A 17,940-nucleotide genomic window follows, 5' to 3' on the forward strand; every position below is an offset into this window, starting at 1 on the left:
GCTCAGGCGCCCTTGAACTGTTTCTGCAACTCCACCAGCGCCGGGGAAGCCGGGGTGATGTGGTTGCGGGTCTGGGCGTCGATCAGCCAGCCGCTGCGGTGCAGCTCCTTGACGATCGGGTCGAGTCTGGCCTGGGTGTCGCTCTCGCCACGGCGAGTCCAGATCACCGACGGTGCAGGATTCAACTCGGGGCTGAGGGTGCGGTAATCCTTCCATTCGGCGCTGTCGTTGATCAGCGGGTTGACCAGCGTGGAGTCATGCACGGCGGCGACGCAGTTGTTGCCACGCAGGGCCAGCAGGGATTCGGAGGAGCTTTTGAAGGCCTTGATCTGCGCGCCAAGCTCGGTCAGTGGCTTAACGTAGCTGCTGCCCTGGGAGGTGCACACCGGCTGGTCCTTGAGGTCTGCCCAGCGGGTGATCTTGCTGTCCTTGAGCACCGCTGCGGTGCCGCCGATCTTGTAGAACGGGGTCGGCACGAAACCGAGGATGTCGCCACGCTCGGCGGTCCATTCCATATTCGCGATCAGCAGATCGACTTTGCCCTGTTGCAGGAACTGCACGCGGTTGGCCGGCAATACCGGCACCAGTTGCACTTCGGCGCCCAACTGACGGCCCAGCTCGTTGGCCAGGTCGACGTTAAGGCCCTTGGGCTTCTGGGTAGCAGGGTCGATGCCGCCAAACGGCCCGCCGGAGAGCAGCACGCCGACCACCAGCACATGGCGCTGCTGGATCTTGTCCAGGGTCGCATCGGCCTGAGCCACCACGCTGCCGCCCAGGGCAATCAATGCGCCCAGGACCACAGGCAACCTTCGTTTTACCGCCGCGCGCACAAAACCCATGGAACTCCCCTCATTAGCGATCGGCGTACCCCGACCTGATGTGGGGGCATGCTAGGGAGAGTGCCGGGGTAACGGAAATTCAAATATCTAATATCGTTATAACTTCCCGTATATGGACGCGCTGCTTTTTGGCCATATACTCGAAATCATTAGCCCTCGCAAAAATTCGACGCGACAAAACATAAACATCTGTAATGTTTATCTTCGCACCCTTGATATAAAAAACGCCCTGGAATGGCCATGTCGACCCTCGATCTCGAACTGCTCCGCACCTTTATTGCCGTGGTCGACCACCACAGCTTTGCCGAAGCCGGCACCCACCTGGCACGCACGCAATCCTCCGTTACCCAGCATATGCAGCGCCTCGAACAGCAAGTGGGGGTCAGCCTGTTTGAGAAACGCGGCCGGCAAAAACAGCTGACGGAACCGGGCTTGCAGTTATTACGGCATGCGCGGCAGATGCTGTCGCTGAATGACGACGCGCTTAATTCCCTGCGGGAAAGCAGCCTCAGCGGCGTGCTGCGCATCGGCTCGCCCCATGACATCGCCGACACCATCCTGCCGCCGATCCTCAGCCACATCGCCCGTTCGGCGCCGCGCCTGCGCCTGGAGATCGATGTGGGCCGCAGCCCGTTCCTGATGGATGACTTGCACCGGGGCAAGGTCGACATGGTGATTTCCACCCGCGCCGACGCCAACCTGGAAGGCTTTGCGTTGCGCACTTCGCCGGTGTGGTGGATCTGTTCGGCGCAATACATTCATTCGCCGAGCGAACCGCTGCCGCTGATTCTGGTGGATGAGCCGAGTATCTATCGACGTTATGCACTGGAGGCGCTGGAACGGGCGAATATCCCGTGGCGCCAGGCGTATCTGGCGTCGAACCTGATCGGGATCAAGGCCGCCACCCGCGCAGGGTTGGGCGTGACCCCACGGAGCATGGAAATGCTCGGGCCGGACATGCGGGTATTGGGGGAGAACGATGGGCTGCCGAGGATGCCAGAGGTGACGTACTACCTGTGGATCCGCCCGAACACGGCGAACCCGATTGCGCGCAAGGCGTATGACTTGATCAGGGCCAGCCAGGGGCTGGCACTGGGGTGACGGTTATTGCTGGGTCAATTGGGTCCACAGCGCCGGGGCGCCGGCAGATTTGGCGATCGCCTCCAGACGCGCTGCGTGCTCGGCCATGTCCTGCTCGCTGGCGCGAATGATCGTGGTGGGCTGGCGATCCGCTGGCAGGCGGCGGATTCCCGAAGGGCGATTGCCCGAGCCTTCTGCCGAACCGTTGCCATCCGACGCGTTGCCGGCCAGGGACAGGCTGGTCTGGCCGCCGGTCATGGTCAGGTAAACGTCGGCGAGAATCTCGGAGTCGAGCAACGCGCCGTGGAGTTCACGACCGGAGTTGTCGACGCCATAGCGTTTGCACAATGCATCGAGGCTGTTGCGCTGGCCCGGGTGACGCTCACGCGCCATCATCAGGGTATCGAGGATCGAGCAGTGCTGGGTAATGTCAGCCCGATCGGTCTGGCCCATCAGCGCAAATTCGTTGTTGATGAAGCCAACGTCGAACGCCGCGTTATGGATGATCAGCTGCGCGCCGTTGATGAACTCGAAGAACTCATCGGCCACTTCGGCAAACCGCGGCTTGCCCACCAGGAATTCGTTGGTGATGCCGTGGACGCCGATGGCGCCTTCATCACTTTCCCGATCCGGTTGCAGGTAGACGTGGAAGTGCCGGCCAGTGAGGCGGCGGCCCATCAGTTCGACGCAGCCGATTTCAATGATCCGGTGGCCGTCGGTCACCGGCATGCCGGTGGTTTCGGTATCGAGTACAACAGATCGGATGGCCATCAGGGTTCAGCTCTCAACGGTTTGGTACATTTCAAGGGGCGGGATCTTAACACGTCAGCCGTCATCAGCTCTGCTTGTAGCCGCGCACGTCATCCACGCCACGGTTGGCCAACTGGTCGGCCCGCTCGTTACCCGGGTGGCCGATGTGCCCGCGCACCCACTTCCAGGTGATGTTGTGGCGGTTGCATTGCTCATCGAGCAACTGCCACAGGTCGGCGTTTTTCACCGGTTCCTTGGCGGCGGTCTTCCAGCCGCGCTTCTTCCAGTTGACCATCCACTCGTTGATGCCCTTCATCACGTACTGGGAGTCGGTCACCAGCAACACGTCACAACGGCGTTTGAGCTCTTCAAGGCCGCGAATCGCGCCCATCAGCTCCATGCGGTTGTTGGTGGTGTTGGCCTCGCCGCCCCACAGTTCCTTCTCCACGCCCTTGCACACCAGCAAGGCGCCCCATCCGCCGGGACCGGGGTTGCCCTTGCAGGCGCCATCGGTGAAGAGTTCTACGCTATCGGTCATTTCACTATCCATCAAAGCGGGATCCATCAAAGCGGGTTGCCGATAATCGACCGACAAAGGCCCGAGGTCGAGAGGCTCGACCTGAAATCAAAAAAGGTAGGTTTACTGCTCGCTCTGCTTGCGATTGACCTTGGCCATCGGCATCGGCACCAGCTTGCCCATCGGTTCGCGGCGTACCTGGCGCACCGGGCGCAGGCCAACGACGATCTTGCGCGCCACCAACAGGTAGAAACCACCACCGGACAATTGCCAGGCACCGGCCCTGCGCTCCCAGCCGGCCAGCCGGCCCTGCCACTTGGCAGACGCAAGCGGCGGACGATAGCACCCGAAGCGGCGTTTCTCCAGCGCAAAGCCCAGCAGGTTCAACCAGTCGCCCACCCGCGACGGCGAGATGCAGCGCGCCTGGCGCAGCCCGTCGTGGGCGAACACGTGGCGCAACCCCCAACTGCTCCAGGGGTTGATACCAATGATCAGCAAATGGCCACCTGGGCGCACACTGCTGGCCGCTTCACGCAGCAAACCGTGGGGCGACAGGCAGAAATCCAGCCCATGCTGCAACACCACCACGTCGGCGGCATGCTCGCTCAACGGCCAGGCCTGCTCCTCGCACACGATTTCAACACCCGGCAATGGCGCCCCCAGGCGCACATTGCGTTGCACCTGAGGCGCCGACGGCGGGGTTTGTGCCGACGGACCGTAATGCACCAGGTAACCGCCAAAGAACCGGCCCAGCTCGTCTTCGAGCATGCGCCGCTCTTCATCCAGCAAAAATTGCCCGATAGGCCCGGACAGCCATTCACGGGCGGCACCGATCAGTGCCAGCCACTCGGGATCGGCCTGGGCGAACGCTTTATCAGTCATTGCATTCTCCAACTCGCCAAGAAGTTCTAAGATGCACCAATGTGTTCAGCTTGGCGAATCAAAGAATGATACAGATCAGTGCCCTGCCCGCCTTCACCGATAACTACATCTGGTTGTTACAGGATCAGCCGAACAAGCGCTGCGCCGTGGTCGACCCCGGTGATGCCGCGCCCGTGCTGGCCTGGCTCCAGCAGCACCCCGACTGGACCCTCAGCGACATCCTGGTGACTCACCATCACCATGATCATGTCGGCGGCGTCGAGCAACTTAAAAGTGTTTCGGGCGCCACGGTCTACGGCCCGGCCAATGAAAAGATCCCGGCGCGGGACGTCGCACTCCAGGATAACGACCGGATCAACGTCCTGGGCTGGGACTTCAGGTGTTTGCCGTACCCGGCCACACCCTCGGCCATATCGCCTTTTATCACCAGGGCGTGCTGTTCTGTGGTGACACCCTGTTCGCCGCCGGTTGTGGCCGCCTGTTCGAAGGCACCCCGCAACAAATGCACACCTCCCTTGAGCGCCTGGCGGCATTGCCGGCGAACACGCTGGTGTACTGCACCCACGAATACACACAAAGCAACCTGAAATTCGCCCAGGCCGTGGAACCGCATAACGCGGATATCGCCGAACGGGTGGAGAACGTCCGGCAACTGCGGGCCAACGGCGAGATGACGCTGCCCTCGAACCTGGCCCTGGAAAAACTCACTAACCCTTTTTTGCGGACCTCTGAAACATCCGTTAAAGAAAAAGCAGACGAACGGAATGGCCGGGATAACCGGGCCGGGAGCGAGGTGTTTGCTAGCTTGAGGTCTTGGAAAGATACGTTCTAAGCGCGCGGAATTTAGTACGTAATTTCTGAATGGTTGACCGCAACCCACGCGCTTTCTAGAATCGCCCGACATTTTTGCCCGGAACTTACTTCCAGCCAATGTCGTCATCTATTCGTAAAACCAACCATTCAGACGCATTGACCCGCCTGGCTCAAGCCGTGGCGGTGGCTGTGTCCGCTACTCTGGCGGGCTGCCAATCGACTAATTTTGCCGCACAATCCACCGTGCAACCCAAGCCAAACCTTACCGCCAAGATCAAGCAAAAACCCCTTTGGCTATCAGAGAAGCCAAGCCCGGAAGTGCCCCAGGATGTCTGGGAGCGCATGCGTCGGGGCTTTCAATTGCAGGACGGGTTAGGCGTCAACCCGCGCATTGAACAGCAACGATTGTGGTTTGCCAGCAACCCTTCCTTTCTTGAGAACGCCGGCGAACGCGGCAGCCTCTACATTCATTACATCGTCGAACGCCTTGAAGAGCGCAACATGCCCCTGGAGCTGGCGCTGCTGCCAGTGATTGAAAGCGCCTACAACCCGATGGCCTATTCCCGCAGCGATGCGGTCGGCCTGTGGCAGTTCGTTCCCGCCACCGGGCGCTACTTCAACCTGCGCCAGACCCGCGCCTACGACGGCCGCCGCGACATCACCGCCTCTACCACCGCCGCCCTGGACTACCTGACACGTCTGCATGACATGTTCAACGGCGACTGGCTGCTGGCCCTGGCGGCTTACAACGCAGGTGAAGGCACGGTCAGCCGGGCCATCGAGCGTAACGAGAAGCTCGGCTTGCCGACAGACTACTGGAACCTGCCACTGCCCCAGGAAACCAAGGACTACGTGCCCAAGTTCCTGGCGCTGTCCCAGGTGGTGCTGGCCCCCGAGGCATACGGTGTCAACCTGAACCCGATTGCCAACACGCCGTACTTTGAAGTGGTAGAAATCAAAACGAGCATGGACCTGTCACGGGTCGCCGCGCTGGCCGAGATTGACGAAGACGAACTGTTCCAGCTCAACCCCGCCCTGAAGCAGCGCACCACCTTGGACGGCCCGCAGCATTTGCTGGTGCCCACCTCCAAGGCGCAGTTGCTGGCCAGCAGCCTTTCGGCGATGAAGCCGGAAGAATTGCTGAGCATGCGCCCGAAAAAGCCGGTGTTCGACGACGTTGAGCACAAGGCTATTGCCGGTCGCACCCGCAACTACAAGGTCCGCAGCGGCGACAACCTGACGCTGATTGCCAAGGCCAACAAGGTCGACGTGCATGATTTGCAGCGCTGGAACAAGCTCAATGGCCAGGCGCTGAAGGTCGGCCAGACCCTGGTGATGCAGGACACCCGCAAGCTGGTGGCCAAGGCCGACAGCAAGAAGCCGGTGCAATACAAGGTCAAGAAAGGCGACTCGCTGTACATCGTCGCCAAGCGCTTCAACGTCGAGATGCAACATCTCAAGCGCTGGAACCCGCGCACTGGCCAGGCGCTGAAGCCCGGGCAGATGCTGGTGGTTTCCGGGCCACGCTAAGCAGCAAATACAGGGGGGAACGGGCGACCGTTCCCCCTTTTTTGTTCGCCCTCCTTATCACCCCCCAAGCCTGTAGTCTTCCTCCCACGGCACCAGCCTTTTTCCAATCGGAACAAGCTGTTACTGTACGGTTCATAAAGTCCAAGCCGCCTGGATCGGATCTCTGACTTGAAGCGTCCCCTCCTTCTACTAATAAGTCTGGCCTTGAGCTTTTCCGCGAACGCGACCATTACCGAGAGCCACGGTTATGCGCAGTTCGGCATGCTCAAGTACCCGGCCAAATTCACCCACTTCGACTGGGTAAACCCTGCAGCGCCAAAAGGCGGCACACTGCGGGTGATGGCGTTTGGCACGTTCGACACCCTCAACCCTTATACCTTCAAGGGCTCAAGCCCGGTCTCCACCGCCAACTTCCTGCAATACGGCGTCAACGAGCTCAATGAGCCGCTGATGGTCGGCACCGGCCAGTACGCCCCGTCCGGCGATGAACCAACGTCCAGCTACGGCCTGATTGCCCAGTCGGTGGAATATAGCGAAGACCGCAGTTGGGTAGTGTTCAACCTGCGCCCTGAAGCACGCTTCCACGATGGCAAGCCGATTACCGCCTACGACGTGGCGTTTTCCTATCGCACGCTGCTGACCGAAGGCCACCCGCAGTACCGCACCAACCTGCAGGAAGTCGCCCGGGTCGACATTCTCAATCGGCATCGCATTCGTTTTGTGTTCAAGCGTGCCGGCAACCCGTTGCTGATCCTGCGCCTTGGGGAGCTTCCGGTATTGCCCCAGCATTACTGGAAAAACCGTGACTTCAAGGCCACCACCTTCGAGCCGCCGCTGGGCAGCGGGCCTTACCGCATCACAAAGGTCTCGCCGGGACGCCAGCTGGTGTTCGAACGGGTCAAGGATTACTGGGGCAAGGACCTGGCGGTCAACCGTGGTTTCTATAACTACGACAAGGTCGAGGTGGAGTTTTACCGTGACAGCGACGTGGCCTTCGAAGCGTTCAAGGCCGGCGAGTTCGATATCTATATCGAGCACCAGGCGAAGAACTGGGCCAACGGCTACAACTTCCCGGCGGTCAACCGTGGCGATGTGATCAAGGCGCAGATCGCCCACCAGATTCCGACCCAGAGCCAGGGCCTGTTCATGAACAGCCGGCGCCCGACCTTCAGCCAGGCCAAGGTGCGTGAAGCCCTGGGCTTGATGTTTGATTTCGAGTGGACCAACCGCACCCTGTTCAGCGGCGCCTATAAACGCACCCTCAGCTACTACCCCAACAGCGAATTCTCCGCCACCGGCGTGCCCACCGGTCATGAGTGGCTGATGTTGTCGCCCTATCGCGATCAACTGCCGGCCAACCTGTTTACCCAACCCTTCAGCCTGCCCCAGACCGACGGTCGCGGCATCCCCCGGGACACCCTGCGCCGCGCCCTCGCGTTGCTGGGCGAAGCCGGCTGGAAGCTGTCCGGGCAACGCCTGCTCAACAGTGACGGCCAGCCGCTGCGCCTGGAGATCCTGCTGGTGAATCCGAACCTGGAGCGCATCCTGCAACCCTATGTCGAGAATTTGACCAGCATCGGCGTCGATGCCCGCTTGCGTACGGTAGACCGCGCACAGTACAAACAGCGCCTCGATCAATTCGACTTCGACATGATTCTGATGACCCTCAACCAGACCCTCAGCCCCGGCCTTGAGCAGTGGCAGTATTTCCACTCCAGCCAGGCGGCGGTCAAGGGCAGCAAAAATTACGCAGGCATCGCCAACCCGGTGGTCGACCATCTGCTGGACCAACTGCTGGCGGCGCAAACCCGCGAAGAACAATTGGCCGCCGGCCGGGCGCTCGACCGCGTCCTGCTGTGGCAGCACTACAGTATTCCCAACTGGTACCTCAACTATCATCGCCTGGCGTACCGCAACCGGTTCGCCTTCGTCACCACGCCGCCCTACAGCCTGGGCCTGAGCGCATGGTGGCTGAAAGCTTCGGAGAAAGCCCAATGATACCTTTGCGTACTGCGATCCTTGGCAGCCTGTTGTTGTGCGGCGCCGCCAATGCGGCCCCGCAACATGCCCTGACCCTCTACAACGAACCACCCAAGTACCCCGCCGATTTCAAGCATGTCGACTACGTCAACCCGGAGGCCCCCAAGGGCGGCACCTTCCGCGAGTCCAGCATGGGCGGCTTCGACAGCCTCAACCCGTTCATCAGCAAGGGCGTGCCGGCCGACAACATCGGCCTCATCTACGACACCCTCGCCCAGCAAAGCCTGGACGAACCCATCACCGAATACGGCCTGGTAGCCGGCAAGATCGAAAAGGCCCCGGACAACAGCTGGGTGCGCTTCTACATTCGCCCCGAAGCGCGCTTTCACGACGGCCACCCGATTCGCGCCGAAGACGTGGTGTTCAGCTTCCAGACGCTGATGAAAGACGGCTCGCCGATCTACAAAACCTACTACGCCGACGTCGATGAAGTGGTCGCCGAAGACCCGCTGCGCGTGTTGTTCAAGTTCAAGCGCACCAATAATCGCGAACTGCCGCTGATCCTCGGGCAACTCACGGTATTGCCCAAGCATTACTGGGAGACCCGGGACTTTTCCAAGGGCAACCTGGAGATTCCGTTGGGCAGCGGCCCGTACAAGGTGGCCGAGGTCAAGGCCGGGCGTTCGATCCGCTACGAGCGGGTCAAGGATTACTGGGCCAAGGACCTGCCGATCAACAAGGGCTTCTACAACTTCGATTACCGCGTCACCGACTACTACCGCGACAACACCGTGGCCCTTGAAGCGCTGAAGGCCGGGCAGTTCGATTACTGGCTGGAGATCAGCGCGAAAAACTGGGCCAACGCCTACAACACCCCCGCCGTTGCCCAGGGCCGCCTGATCAAGGAAGAAATCCCCAACGGCAACCCCACCGGGATGCAGGGCTTCGTGTTCAACATCCGTAAGCCGATGTTCCAGGACGTTCGGGTACGCAAGGCCATCAGCCTGCTGCTGGACTTCGAATGGAGCAACAAGCAGCTGTTCAACGGCGCCTACACCCGCAGCCGCAGCTATTTCGAAAACTCCGAGATGGCCGCGACCGGCCTGCCCGGCCCGGCCGAGCTGGCGATTCTTGAGCCGCTGCGGGACAAGATCCCGCCCCAGGTGTTTACCGATGCCTTCGAGCCTGCCAAGACCGACGCCAGTGGCATGATCCGCACCCAGCAGCGCGAGGCTTATCAGTTGCTGCAAGAGGCCGGCTGGAAGATCGTCGATGACAAGATGGTCGACACCACGGGCAAGCCGGTGACCATCGAGTTCCTGCTGGCCCAGACCGAGTTCGAACGCATCCTGCTGCCGTTCAAGCGCAACCTGGCCGACCTGGGGATTGACCTGGTGATTCGCCGGGTGGATATCTCCCAGTACATCAACCGCATCCGCTCGCGGGATTTCGACATGGTGGTGGGCAGCTTCCCGCAGTCCTCCTCGCCGGGTAATGAGCAGCGTGAGTACTGGAAGTCGTCCAGCGCCGACAAGCCCGGCAGCCGCAACTACATCGGCCTGAAAGACCCGGCCATCGACCAACTGGTGGAAGAACTCATCGACTCCGACTCGCGCAAGAGCCTGGTAGCCCACGCCAAGGCCCTGGACCGCGTGCTGCAGTTCGGCTACTACGTGATTCCCAACTGGCACATCAAGACCTTCCGCGTGGCCTATTGGGACCACCTCGGCCACCCGAAAGTCTCACCGCGCTATGACGTCGGCACCGCCACCTGGTGGAGCAAACCCGACGCCAAACCTGCGGTAACCCTGGACACCAACCAGACCGCCGATCCGGCGAGCGGGGGCGACTGAGATGCTGGCCTATATTGTTCGCCGACTGCTGCTGATCATCCCGACCCTGTTCGGCATTTTGCTGATCAACTTTGTGATCATCCAGGCCGCCCCCGGTGGCCCGGTGGAGCAGATGATCGCCAAGCTGGAAGGCTTTGAAGGCGCCACCAGCCGTATCGCCGGTGGCGGTGCCGAAGTCTCGGTGGCCGGCTCCAGCTACCGCGGCGCCCAGGGCCTGGACCCGGCGCTGGTGAAGGAAATCGAGAAGATGTACGGCTTCGACAAGTCGGCGCCGGAACGCTTGTGGATCATGGTCAAGAACTACGCCCGGCTGGATTTTGGCGACAGCTTCTTCCGTGACGCCAAGGTCATCGACCTGATCAAGGAAAAGATGCCGGTGTCCATCTCCCTCGGGCTGTGGAGCACGCTGATCATGTACCTGGTGTCGATCCCGCTGGGCATCGCCAAGGCCACGCGACACGGCAGCCATTTCGACGTGTGGACCAGTTCGGCGATCATCGTCGGCTACGCGATCCCGGCGTTCCTGTTTGCGATCCTGCTGATCGTGGTGTTCGCCGGCGGCAGTTACTTCGACTGGTTTCCGTTACGCGGGCTCACCTCCAACAACTTTGACGAGTTGAGCTGGGGCGGCAAGATCCTCGATTACTTCTGGCACCTGGCACTGCCGGTGACGGCGCTGGTGATCGGCAACTTCGCCACCATGACCCTGCTCACCAAAAACAGCTTCCTCGACGAGATCAACAAGCAATACGTGGTCACCGCCAAGGCCAAGGGCCTGACCAACCACCGCGTGCTGTACGGCCATGTGTTTCGCAACGCGATGCTGCTGGTGATTGCCGGCTTCCCGTCAGCCTTCATCGGCATCTTCTTTACCGGATCCTTGCTGGTGGAAGTGATCTTCTCCCTCGACGGCCTGGGCCTGATGAGCTTTGAAGCGGCGATCAACCGCGATTATCCGGTGGTGTTCGGCACGCTGTTCATCTTCACCCTGCTGGGGCTGGTGGTGAAGTTGATCGGCGACCTCACCTACACCCTGGTCGATCCGCGCATCGACTTCGCCAGCCGGGAGCATTGAGATGAATCTATCCCCCCTCAATCGTCGCCGGTTCGAGCGCTTCAAGGCCAACAAACGTGGCTGGTGGTCGCTGTGGCTATTCCTGATCCTGTTCGGCCTGAGCCTGGGCGCCGAGTTGATCGCCAACGACAAGCCACTGGCGGTGCATTACGACGGCGACTGGTATTTCCCGGCCCTCAAGCGCTACCCCGAGACCACCTTCGGCGGTGAATTCCCGCTGGAAGCCAACTACAAAAGCCCCTATATCCAGGAGCTGCTCAAAGCCAAGGATGCCTGGACGTTGTGGGCACCGATCCCGTTCAGCTACCAGAGCATCAACTACGACCTGAAGGTTCCGGCCCCGGCCCCGCCGTCGCGGGACAACCTGCTGGGCACCGATGACCAGGGCCGCGATGTGCTGGCACGGGTGATCTACGGCTTCAGGATTTCCGTGCTGTTTGCGCTGACGCTCACCGTGCTCAGTTCGATCATCGGCGTGATCGCCGGCGCGTTGCAGGGTTTCTATGGCGGCTGGGTCGACCTGGCCGGCCAGCGGTTCCTGGAAATCTGGTCCGGCTTGCCGGTGCTGTACCTGTTGATCATCCTCGCCAGTTTCGTGCAGCCCAATTTCTGGTGGCTGCTGGGGATCATGCTGCTGTTTTCCTGGATGAGTCTGGTAGACGTGGTGCGCGCCGAGTTCCTGCGTGGGCGTAACCTGGAATACGTGCGGGCGGCCCGGGCGCTGGGGATGCAGAACGGCGCGATCATGTTTCGCCATATCCTGCCCAACGCCATGGTTTCGACCATGACCTTCATGCCGTTCATCCTGACCGGTGCCATCGGTACCCTCACCGCCCTGGACTTCCTGGGCTTCGGCCTGCCCGCCGGCTCGCCGTCCCTGGGCGAACTGGTGGCCCAGGGTAAATCCAACCTGCAAGCGCCGTGGCTGGGCATGAGTGCCTTTGCCGTACTGGCGATCATGTTGAGTTTGCTGGTGTTTATCGGCGAGTCCGCTCGCGATGCCTTCGACCCGAGGAAATGAGATGAATCAGGACAATCTGATCGAAGTCCGCGACCTCTCTGTCGAGTTCGTCGTAGGCAACAGCCACCAGCGGGTGGTGAACAGCGTCAGCTTCGATATCAAGCGCGGGGAAACCCTGGCGCTGGTGGGTGAAAGCGGCTCGGGCAAGTCGGTGACGGCGCACTCGATCCTGCGCCTGCTGCCCTACCCGCTGGCACGCCACCCTTCGGGCACGATCCAGTACGCCAACCATGACTTGCTGACGCTCAAAGAAAAGACCCTGCGGCATATTCGCGGCAACCGCATTGCGATGATTTTCCAGGAGCCGATGACCTCGTTGAACCCGCTGCATTCCATCGAGAAGCAGATCAACGAAGTGCTGGGCCTGCACAAGGGGCTGACCGGCAAGGTCGCCACCCGACGCACCCTGGAGTTGCTCGAACTGGTGGGCATCCCCGAACCCCACAAGCGCCTCAAGGCCCTGCCCCATGAGCTGTCCGGCGGCCAGCGCCAGCGGGTGATGATTGCGATGGCCCTGGCGAATGAGCCGGAGTTGCTGATTGCGGACGAGCCGACCACGGCACTCGACGTCACGGTGCAGTTAAAGATCCTGGAGTTGCTCAAGGAACTGCAGGCGCGCCTGGGCATGGCCTTGCTGCTGATCAGCCACGACCTGAACCTGGTAAGGCGCATTGCCCACCGGGTATGCGTGATGCAAAAAGGCTGCATCGTCGAACAGGCCGAGTGCGAAACCCTGTTCCAGTCGCCCAAACATCCATACACCCAGGAACTGCTGGCGGCGGAACCCAGCGGCGGCCCTGCCACCAATGAAATCGGCCCGCCGTTGCTGGAAGTCGAGGACCTGAAAGTCTGGTTCCCGATCAAGAAAGGTTTCTTGCGCAGCACCGTCGACTACGTCAAGGCGGTGGACGGCATCAACTTCAGCCTGCCCCAGGGCCAGACGCTGGGCATCGTCGGTGAAAGCGGCTCGGGCAAATCCACTCTGGGCCTGGCGATTTTGCGGCTGATCGCGAGCAAAGGCGGCATTCGGTTCGAAGGCCATCAGATGGACAAACTGAGCCAGCAGCAGGTGCGCCCGCTGCGCCGGGAAATGCAGGTGGTGTTCCAGGATCCGTTCGGCAGCCTGAGCCCGCGCATGTGCGTGAGCGAGATCGTCGGCGAAGGCCTGCGCATCCACAAGATGGGCACTGCGGCCGAACAGGAAGCAGCGATCATCGCCGCGCTCAAGGAAGTCGGCCTGGACCCGGAAAGCCGGCATCGCTACCCCCATGAATTCTCTGGAGGTCAACGTCAGCGCATCGCCATCGCCCGGGCCCTGGTGCTCAAGCCCCGCCTGATCTTGCTGGATGAACCCACCTCGGCCCTCGACCGCACCGTACAACGCCAGGTGGTGGAGCTGCTGCGCAACCTGCAAACCAAGTACAACCTGACCTACCTGTTCATCAGCCACGACCTGGCGGTGGTCAAGGCCTTGAGTCACCAGTTGATGGTGGTCAAGCACGGGCAGGCGGTAGAGCAAGGGGATGCACCTGCGATCTTCGCCAACCCCCGGCATGCCTACACGCGGCAATTGCTGGAGGCGGCGTTTCTGGTGCCCGCCACCCCGCAGTAACCTCTTCGCACGTGCCCCGGGCGCTCCGGGGCGCGGCTACATAAGTACCGACTGCGTGGGGTTCACGCTGTTGATACTGCTCGACTTCATCTATCACACAGTGAAGTCACCATGCCCCCACCAGAACCCGTTTCACCTCCGACGTTTCGCCCAACCTACACGCCGGAATTCATCAGCGACGAGGACGTCGTCGCCTACGCCCATGCACTGATTGGCGAGCAGCGAGATCGAGAGTATGGCGGTTATATCTTCAAACGCGGCGAGCGGTTTATTGCCACAACGCCCTTGAGCGGTTCGACTTTCAGTTTCACACCTGCCGACGTTTATCCCAGGACCGCAGCCGGACACCCAACATGGCCCCGCCACTTGGACTTGGTGGGCATTTATCATTCCCACCCCAACGTCCTCACCGATCCGCTGGAAATCAACTCCTTTTCCACCGGCGACATTTATGCGGCCATCAAGCTCTACGAGCAGACACCGGGAGCAGCCTGTTATCTGTCGAATCCGGACGGTTCGCTACTCAAATTTACCCCCGCGGACTCCGACCTGACCCAGGCCCTGCTGCTGCGCGTCACCCCCAAGAAACCCAACGGCAAGATCAGCCCCCTGAGCGAGGAGCTGGCTGCCGGGACGGCCAGCCGGTTGAGCTTCGTTCAACAGGTGGCCGGCGCCGGACGCCTGCAAGTCATCCGTGCCAGCCAACTGTGGCGTTTTGTGGGCGACGTATCGCCCAAATGGCAACCGCTGCACGACGGCAACGACTTGATCAATGCCGAGCGCCTGGGCCCGTCTTTCCTCAAGCCGGTAGAAGCACTGAACTGGTTACTGCAACACCTGCCCCACTCAACCACCCATACACTCAGCGCGGGCCTGTTGCTGACCCACACCCATGAGAAACATGTGGTGCCCACCTACCCACTGGCAATCAATGACCCGGGCTTTGCCATCGAGAGCCTGTTGCCGGGCAATGATGTGGGAGTGGTGGAGTTGCCAACGGACTACACCATCAGCGGCGTCTACTTCGCACCGTTGCGCAACCGCTCCGACAGTAGCGTCCTGGCTCTGAACGGCAAGGGTCTGTTTGTCTCGCCCGAATTGATATTCGCCCTGTTGTCAAAACTGCTCCAGCACCCCGACCTGTCCGCCTACTTCTACACCCAGGAGGCGACACTTTTTCAATACACCTCCCTGGGCACCCCGGAAGAAAAACACCTTCTCGACGTCCTCATCCCGTTCGGCGGCAGCCGCTGCCAGGTGCATCGCGCCCTGGCCAATGGCACCCTGAGCCCCGAAGCGTTCATTCGGCAAGTGGCAGCGGCGGGCGAATTACGCGTACTGCACCCTCATGGCTCATGGACCCGCCACGGCCGGATCCCGGCCGACTGGGCACCTGCACCCCCACCCTGATCAATGATCGCGCCCTCACGCCAGTCATGCGGCAACGCTTTATCGACGCCGACGACGCTGTGCACGCCATGACCCAAGAGCTTGAAGCCTACGATCTGGCCATCATCGGAATTGTTCTAGAGAACCCCCTACAGGACACCTACGTCACAAGCATCGGACTGTCCGGGAGCACGCTTGACTACCGCTACATCGGGCCCTTTTCCCCGCAGGCCTCTCGACGCCCGGCCCTGCCCCAAGGCTATGTGCCGCGAGGGATTTACTTCCGTCCCCGGCACTCAGACCTCACTCCAACGCCGGAGCCCTATCCGAACGCCGGCACTTTTTTCCACCCGCAGGCCTTTGAGTTTTTCTTCCAGCTCAGGGCCTATGGCCTAGGTATAAGCGAGGCCTACTGGGCGAGCAACGAGGGCGGCTTGATCAAGTACACCTCACGCAACTCCATTGAAGAGTTTGTATTTGGCGGCATGATGGTCCCCGCATCGCCTGACACTGCCAGTCAGATACAGAACGACCTGAATGCAGGGGACCTTTCCCTGGAAATTTTCATTTCCACCTGGGCGCAAGCCGGAGAGCTCACCGTACTGCGCACCGATTCGTATTGGCCGCAACGCGGCGTGTATGTTCCCACCGCGCCCGGTTGGTTCGAAACTCAGGACTGATTCAGCCCTCAAAAGTCCGTAGAGGCCGACAGCCCCCGCCAGGTACTCAGCTCCTGCTGGACATAGGCCAGCTTGGCCTCGGTCACCCGCAAGGTATCAGTGCCCAATGCCAGGCGCAGCGGTGGCTGTTCAGCCTCCACCAGCTTGAGCATGGCCACCGCCAGCTTGTCCGGGTCGCCGGGCTGCTGCTGGTTGTAGGCCTTGGCCAGTTTGCGCACCTCGCCCGAGGTGGCGGCGTAGTCCTCGATGCTCGCCGGCGACTCCACCAGGGAGTTGCTGTCGAGAAAGTCCGTGCGGAAATACCCCGGCTCAACCACGGTGACCTTAATGCCCAGCGGCGCGAGTTCGCCATGCAATGCTTCGCTCAAGCCTTCGACGGCAAACTTGGTGGAGCAATAAACCCCATAGCCCGGCGCCGACTGGAAGCCGCCCACCGACGAAATATTGATCACATGCCCGCTGCGCGCCTTGCGCATAAAGGGCAACACGCCGCGTGTGACGTTAAGCAGGCCGAACACGTTGGTTTCATACAGCCGACGAATCTCATCGGCAGACGCCTCCTCCACCGCGCCCAACAAGCCGAAACCGGCGTTATTGACCAGCACATCGATACGCCCGAAGTGTTCGACAGCGGCGCGGGCCACGTCAGCGGCCTGGGATTCGTGGGTTACATCCAGTTGCACCGCCAGCAGGCCGGGTTGCTCGCCAAATCGCTCAATCACCGCTTGAGCATTACGGGCGGTCGCCACTACCGCGTCGCCGTGGGCCAGCGCTGCCGCGACGATTTTTGCACCGATGCCCCGGGAAGCCCCGGTCACCAGCCAAACACGCTTGAAGGAATGTGCCGTTGTCATGATCCGTACCTGATGGAGTGAAAGTGAAGCCAAGGTACGCCGCCGCATTAGCCTGAAAAACCCTCTCGTGCTACAAGCACTATGAAACTGAACTTCATAATGGAAATCCGATGAACCTTGATCCGTTCAATGGCTTGACCGAATTTCTCGCCGTCGCCGAATTGAAGAACTTCACCCAGGCCGCCGCACGCCTTGGGGTAACACCCACGGCCGTCAGCCATGCGGTCAAAACCCTGGAGAAACGCACAGGCGTGGTGTTGTTTCAGCGCACCACGCGGCGGGTGGCGCTGACCGAGGCCGGGATGACGCTTTACAGCCGCTTGCGCCCCGCCGCCGGGGAAATCGACGAAGCCCTGGCGGCCCTCAGCGGCTACCGCGACCGGCCCATGGGCACCCTGCGCCTGACGGTGCCGCGCCTGTCGGGCAAGCTGTTGATCGAGCCGTTGATCCCACGCTTTCGTGAGGCATTTCCGGATGTGGTGCTGGACATTTCCCTGGACGACGCCACCGTGGACCTGGTGACCGAGGGCTTCGATGCCGGGATTCGACTGGGGGAATCCATCGACAAGGACATGGTTGCCGTGCGCCTCACACCGGATCTGAACTGGTCGGTGGTGGGCGCTCCCGACTACTTCGCCAAGGCCGGTAAACCGGCGACGCCCGAGGAGCTGACGGCCCATCAAACCATCGGCTATCGCTTCCTGACCGCCGGTACTGCGCACCGCTGGGAATTCGAGCGGGCGGGCCGGGAGTTCACCGTCGGCGTTCAAGGCGGGCTGATCGTCAATGATCGCAACCTGATGATCGCCGCCGCCCGCGCCGGCCAGGGCCTGGCTTATGTGAGTGACTTTGAGGTGATGGACGACCTGGCCGCAGGCACGCTGGTGCAAGTGCTGCAATCCTTTGTGCCACCCAGCAGCGGGCTGTACCTGTATTTTCCCGCCCGAACCCAGAGCCAGCCGAAACTGCGGGCCTTTATCGACCTGGCGACCGCCTGGGTCGCCGAGCAGCGCATCGGCTAAGCCCGTGCAAAAGCAAACCAATATCATTTGCGCCGTGCCCGGC

The 17,940-nt window shown here is 61.2% G+C and carries 15 protein-coding genes and 1 pseudogene; 11 read left to right on the top strand and 5 right to left on the bottom strand.

The window, feature by feature from the left end; genetic code table 11:
• Positions 1-2 precede the first annotated feature (2 nt).
• Positions 3-839, bottom strand: coding sequence for a transporter substrate-binding domain-containing protein (locus tag JFV30_RS14840; protein WP_201124438.1), 837 nt, complete (start codon positions 837-839; stop codon positions 3-5).
• Positions 840-1,079: 240 nt separating this feature from the next.
• On the opposite strand from JFV30_RS14840, the gene JFV30_RS14845 reads away from it, so the two are divergent.
• Positions 1,080-1,940: a LysR substrate-binding domain-containing protein gene (locus tag JFV30_RS14845; RefSeq protein ID WP_371132002.1), complete on the top strand. Its 861-nt coding sequence runs from the start codon at positions 1,080-1,082 to the stop codon at positions 1,938-1,940.
• 3 nt (positions 1,941-1,943) lie between these two features.
• On the opposite strand, the gene dnaQ is transcribed toward JFV30_RS14845, so the two are convergent.
• From dnaQ to JFV30_RS14860, 3 genes are all read right to left on the bottom strand, one after another.
• Entirely contained in the window at positions 1,944-2,684 is a 741-nt protein-coding gene (gene dnaQ / locus JFV30_RS14850; RefSeq protein WP_201126196.1) for a DNA polymerase III subunit epsilon, read from the bottom strand.
• 70 nt (positions 2,685-2,754) lie between these two features.
• Entirely contained in the window at positions 2,755-3,207 is a 453-nt protein-coding gene (gene rnhA / locus JFV30_RS14855) for a ribonuclease HI (protein WP_010171667.1), read from the bottom strand.
• A 102-nt stretch (positions 3,208-3,309) separates the two neighbouring features.
• Entirely contained in the window at positions 3,310-4,068 is a 759-nt protein-coding gene (locus JFV30_RS14860; protein ID WP_010171669.1) for a class I SAM-dependent methyltransferase, read from the bottom strand.
• Positions 4,069-4,133: 65 nt separating this feature from the next.
• Between JFV30_RS14860 and gloB the strand changes: the two are divergent.
• From gloB to JFV30_RS14905, 9 genes and pseudogenes are all read left to right on the top strand, one after another.
• A pseudogene (gene gloB / locus JFV30_RS14865) lies at positions 4,134-4,900 on the top strand (hydroxyacylglutathione hydrolase).
• A gap of 98 nt (positions 4,901-4,998) precedes the next feature.
• Positions 4,999-6,411: a lytic transglycosylase domain-containing protein gene (locus tag JFV30_RS14870; protein WP_010171672.1), complete on the top strand. Its 1,413-nt coding sequence runs from the start codon at positions 4,999-5,001 to the stop codon at positions 6,409-6,411.
• A gap of 168 nt (positions 6,412-6,579) precedes the next feature.
• On the top strand, positions 6,580-8,409 hold the full coding sequence (locus tag JFV30_RS14875; protein ID WP_201124439.1) for an extracellular solute-binding protein: 1,830 nt from the start codon (positions 6,580-6,582) through the stop codon (positions 8,407-8,409).
• On the top strand, positions 8,406-10,244 hold the full coding sequence (locus JFV30_RS14880; RefSeq protein WP_201124440.1) for an extracellular solute-binding protein: 1,839 nt from the start codon (positions 8,406-8,408) through the stop codon (positions 10,242-10,244). Before JFV30_RS14875 ends, JFV30_RS14880 begins: the two co-directional genes overlap by 4 nt.
• A gap of 1 nt (position 10,245) precedes the next feature.
• Positions 10,246-11,319: a microcin C ABC transporter permease YejB gene (locus tag JFV30_RS14885; protein WP_017477557.1), complete on the top strand. Its 1,074-nt coding sequence runs from the start codon at positions 10,246-10,248 to the stop codon at positions 11,317-11,319.
• Between the two features lies 1 nt (position 11,320).
• On the top strand, positions 11,321-12,340 hold the full coding sequence (locus tag JFV30_RS14890) for an ABC transporter permease (protein ID WP_010171680.1): 1,020 nt from the start codon (positions 11,321-11,323) through the stop codon (positions 12,338-12,340).
• 1 nt (position 12,341) lies between these two features.
• Positions 12,342-13,952 carry an ABC transporter ATP-binding protein gene (locus JFV30_RS14895; protein ID WP_201124441.1) on the top strand — a complete coding sequence of 537 codons (1,611 nt, stop codon included), beginning with the start codon at positions 12,342-12,344 and terminating at the stop codon, positions 13,950-13,952.
• 111 nt (positions 13,953-14,063) lie between these two features.
• Entirely contained in the window at positions 14,064-15,362 is a 1,299-nt protein-coding gene (locus JFV30_RS14900) for a DUF4329 domain-containing protein (protein ID WP_201124442.1), read from the top strand.
• A 68-nt stretch (positions 15,363-15,430) separates the two neighbouring features.
• Positions 15,431-16,021, top strand: a complete 591-nt coding sequence (locus JFV30_RS14905; RefSeq protein ID WP_201124443.1) for a hypothetical protein — start codon at positions 15,431-15,433, stop codon at positions 16,019-16,021.
• A gap of 8 nt (positions 16,022-16,029) precedes the next feature.
• On the opposite strand, the gene JFV30_RS14910 is transcribed toward JFV30_RS14905, so the two are convergent.
• Entirely contained in the window at positions 16,030-16,875 is an 846-nt protein-coding gene (locus tag JFV30_RS14910) for an oxidoreductase (protein ID WP_201124444.1), read from the bottom strand.
• A 110-nt stretch (positions 16,876-16,985) separates the two neighbouring features.
• On the opposite strand from JFV30_RS14910, the gene JFV30_RS14915 reads away from it, so the two are divergent.
• Complete coding sequence (locus tag JFV30_RS14915) at positions 16,986-17,897, top strand: LysR family transcriptional regulator (protein ID WP_169388757.1); 912 nt, start codon at positions 16,986-16,988, stop codon at positions 17,895-17,897.
• Positions 17,898-17,940 lie beyond the last annotated feature (43 nt).

Origin of the sequence: Pseudomonas sp. TH32 (genome assembly GCF_016650855.1) — a bacterium.
In the GTDB taxonomy this organism is placed as follows: domain Bacteria; phylum Pseudomonadota; class Gammaproteobacteria; order Pseudomonadales; family Pseudomonadaceae; genus Aquipseudomonas.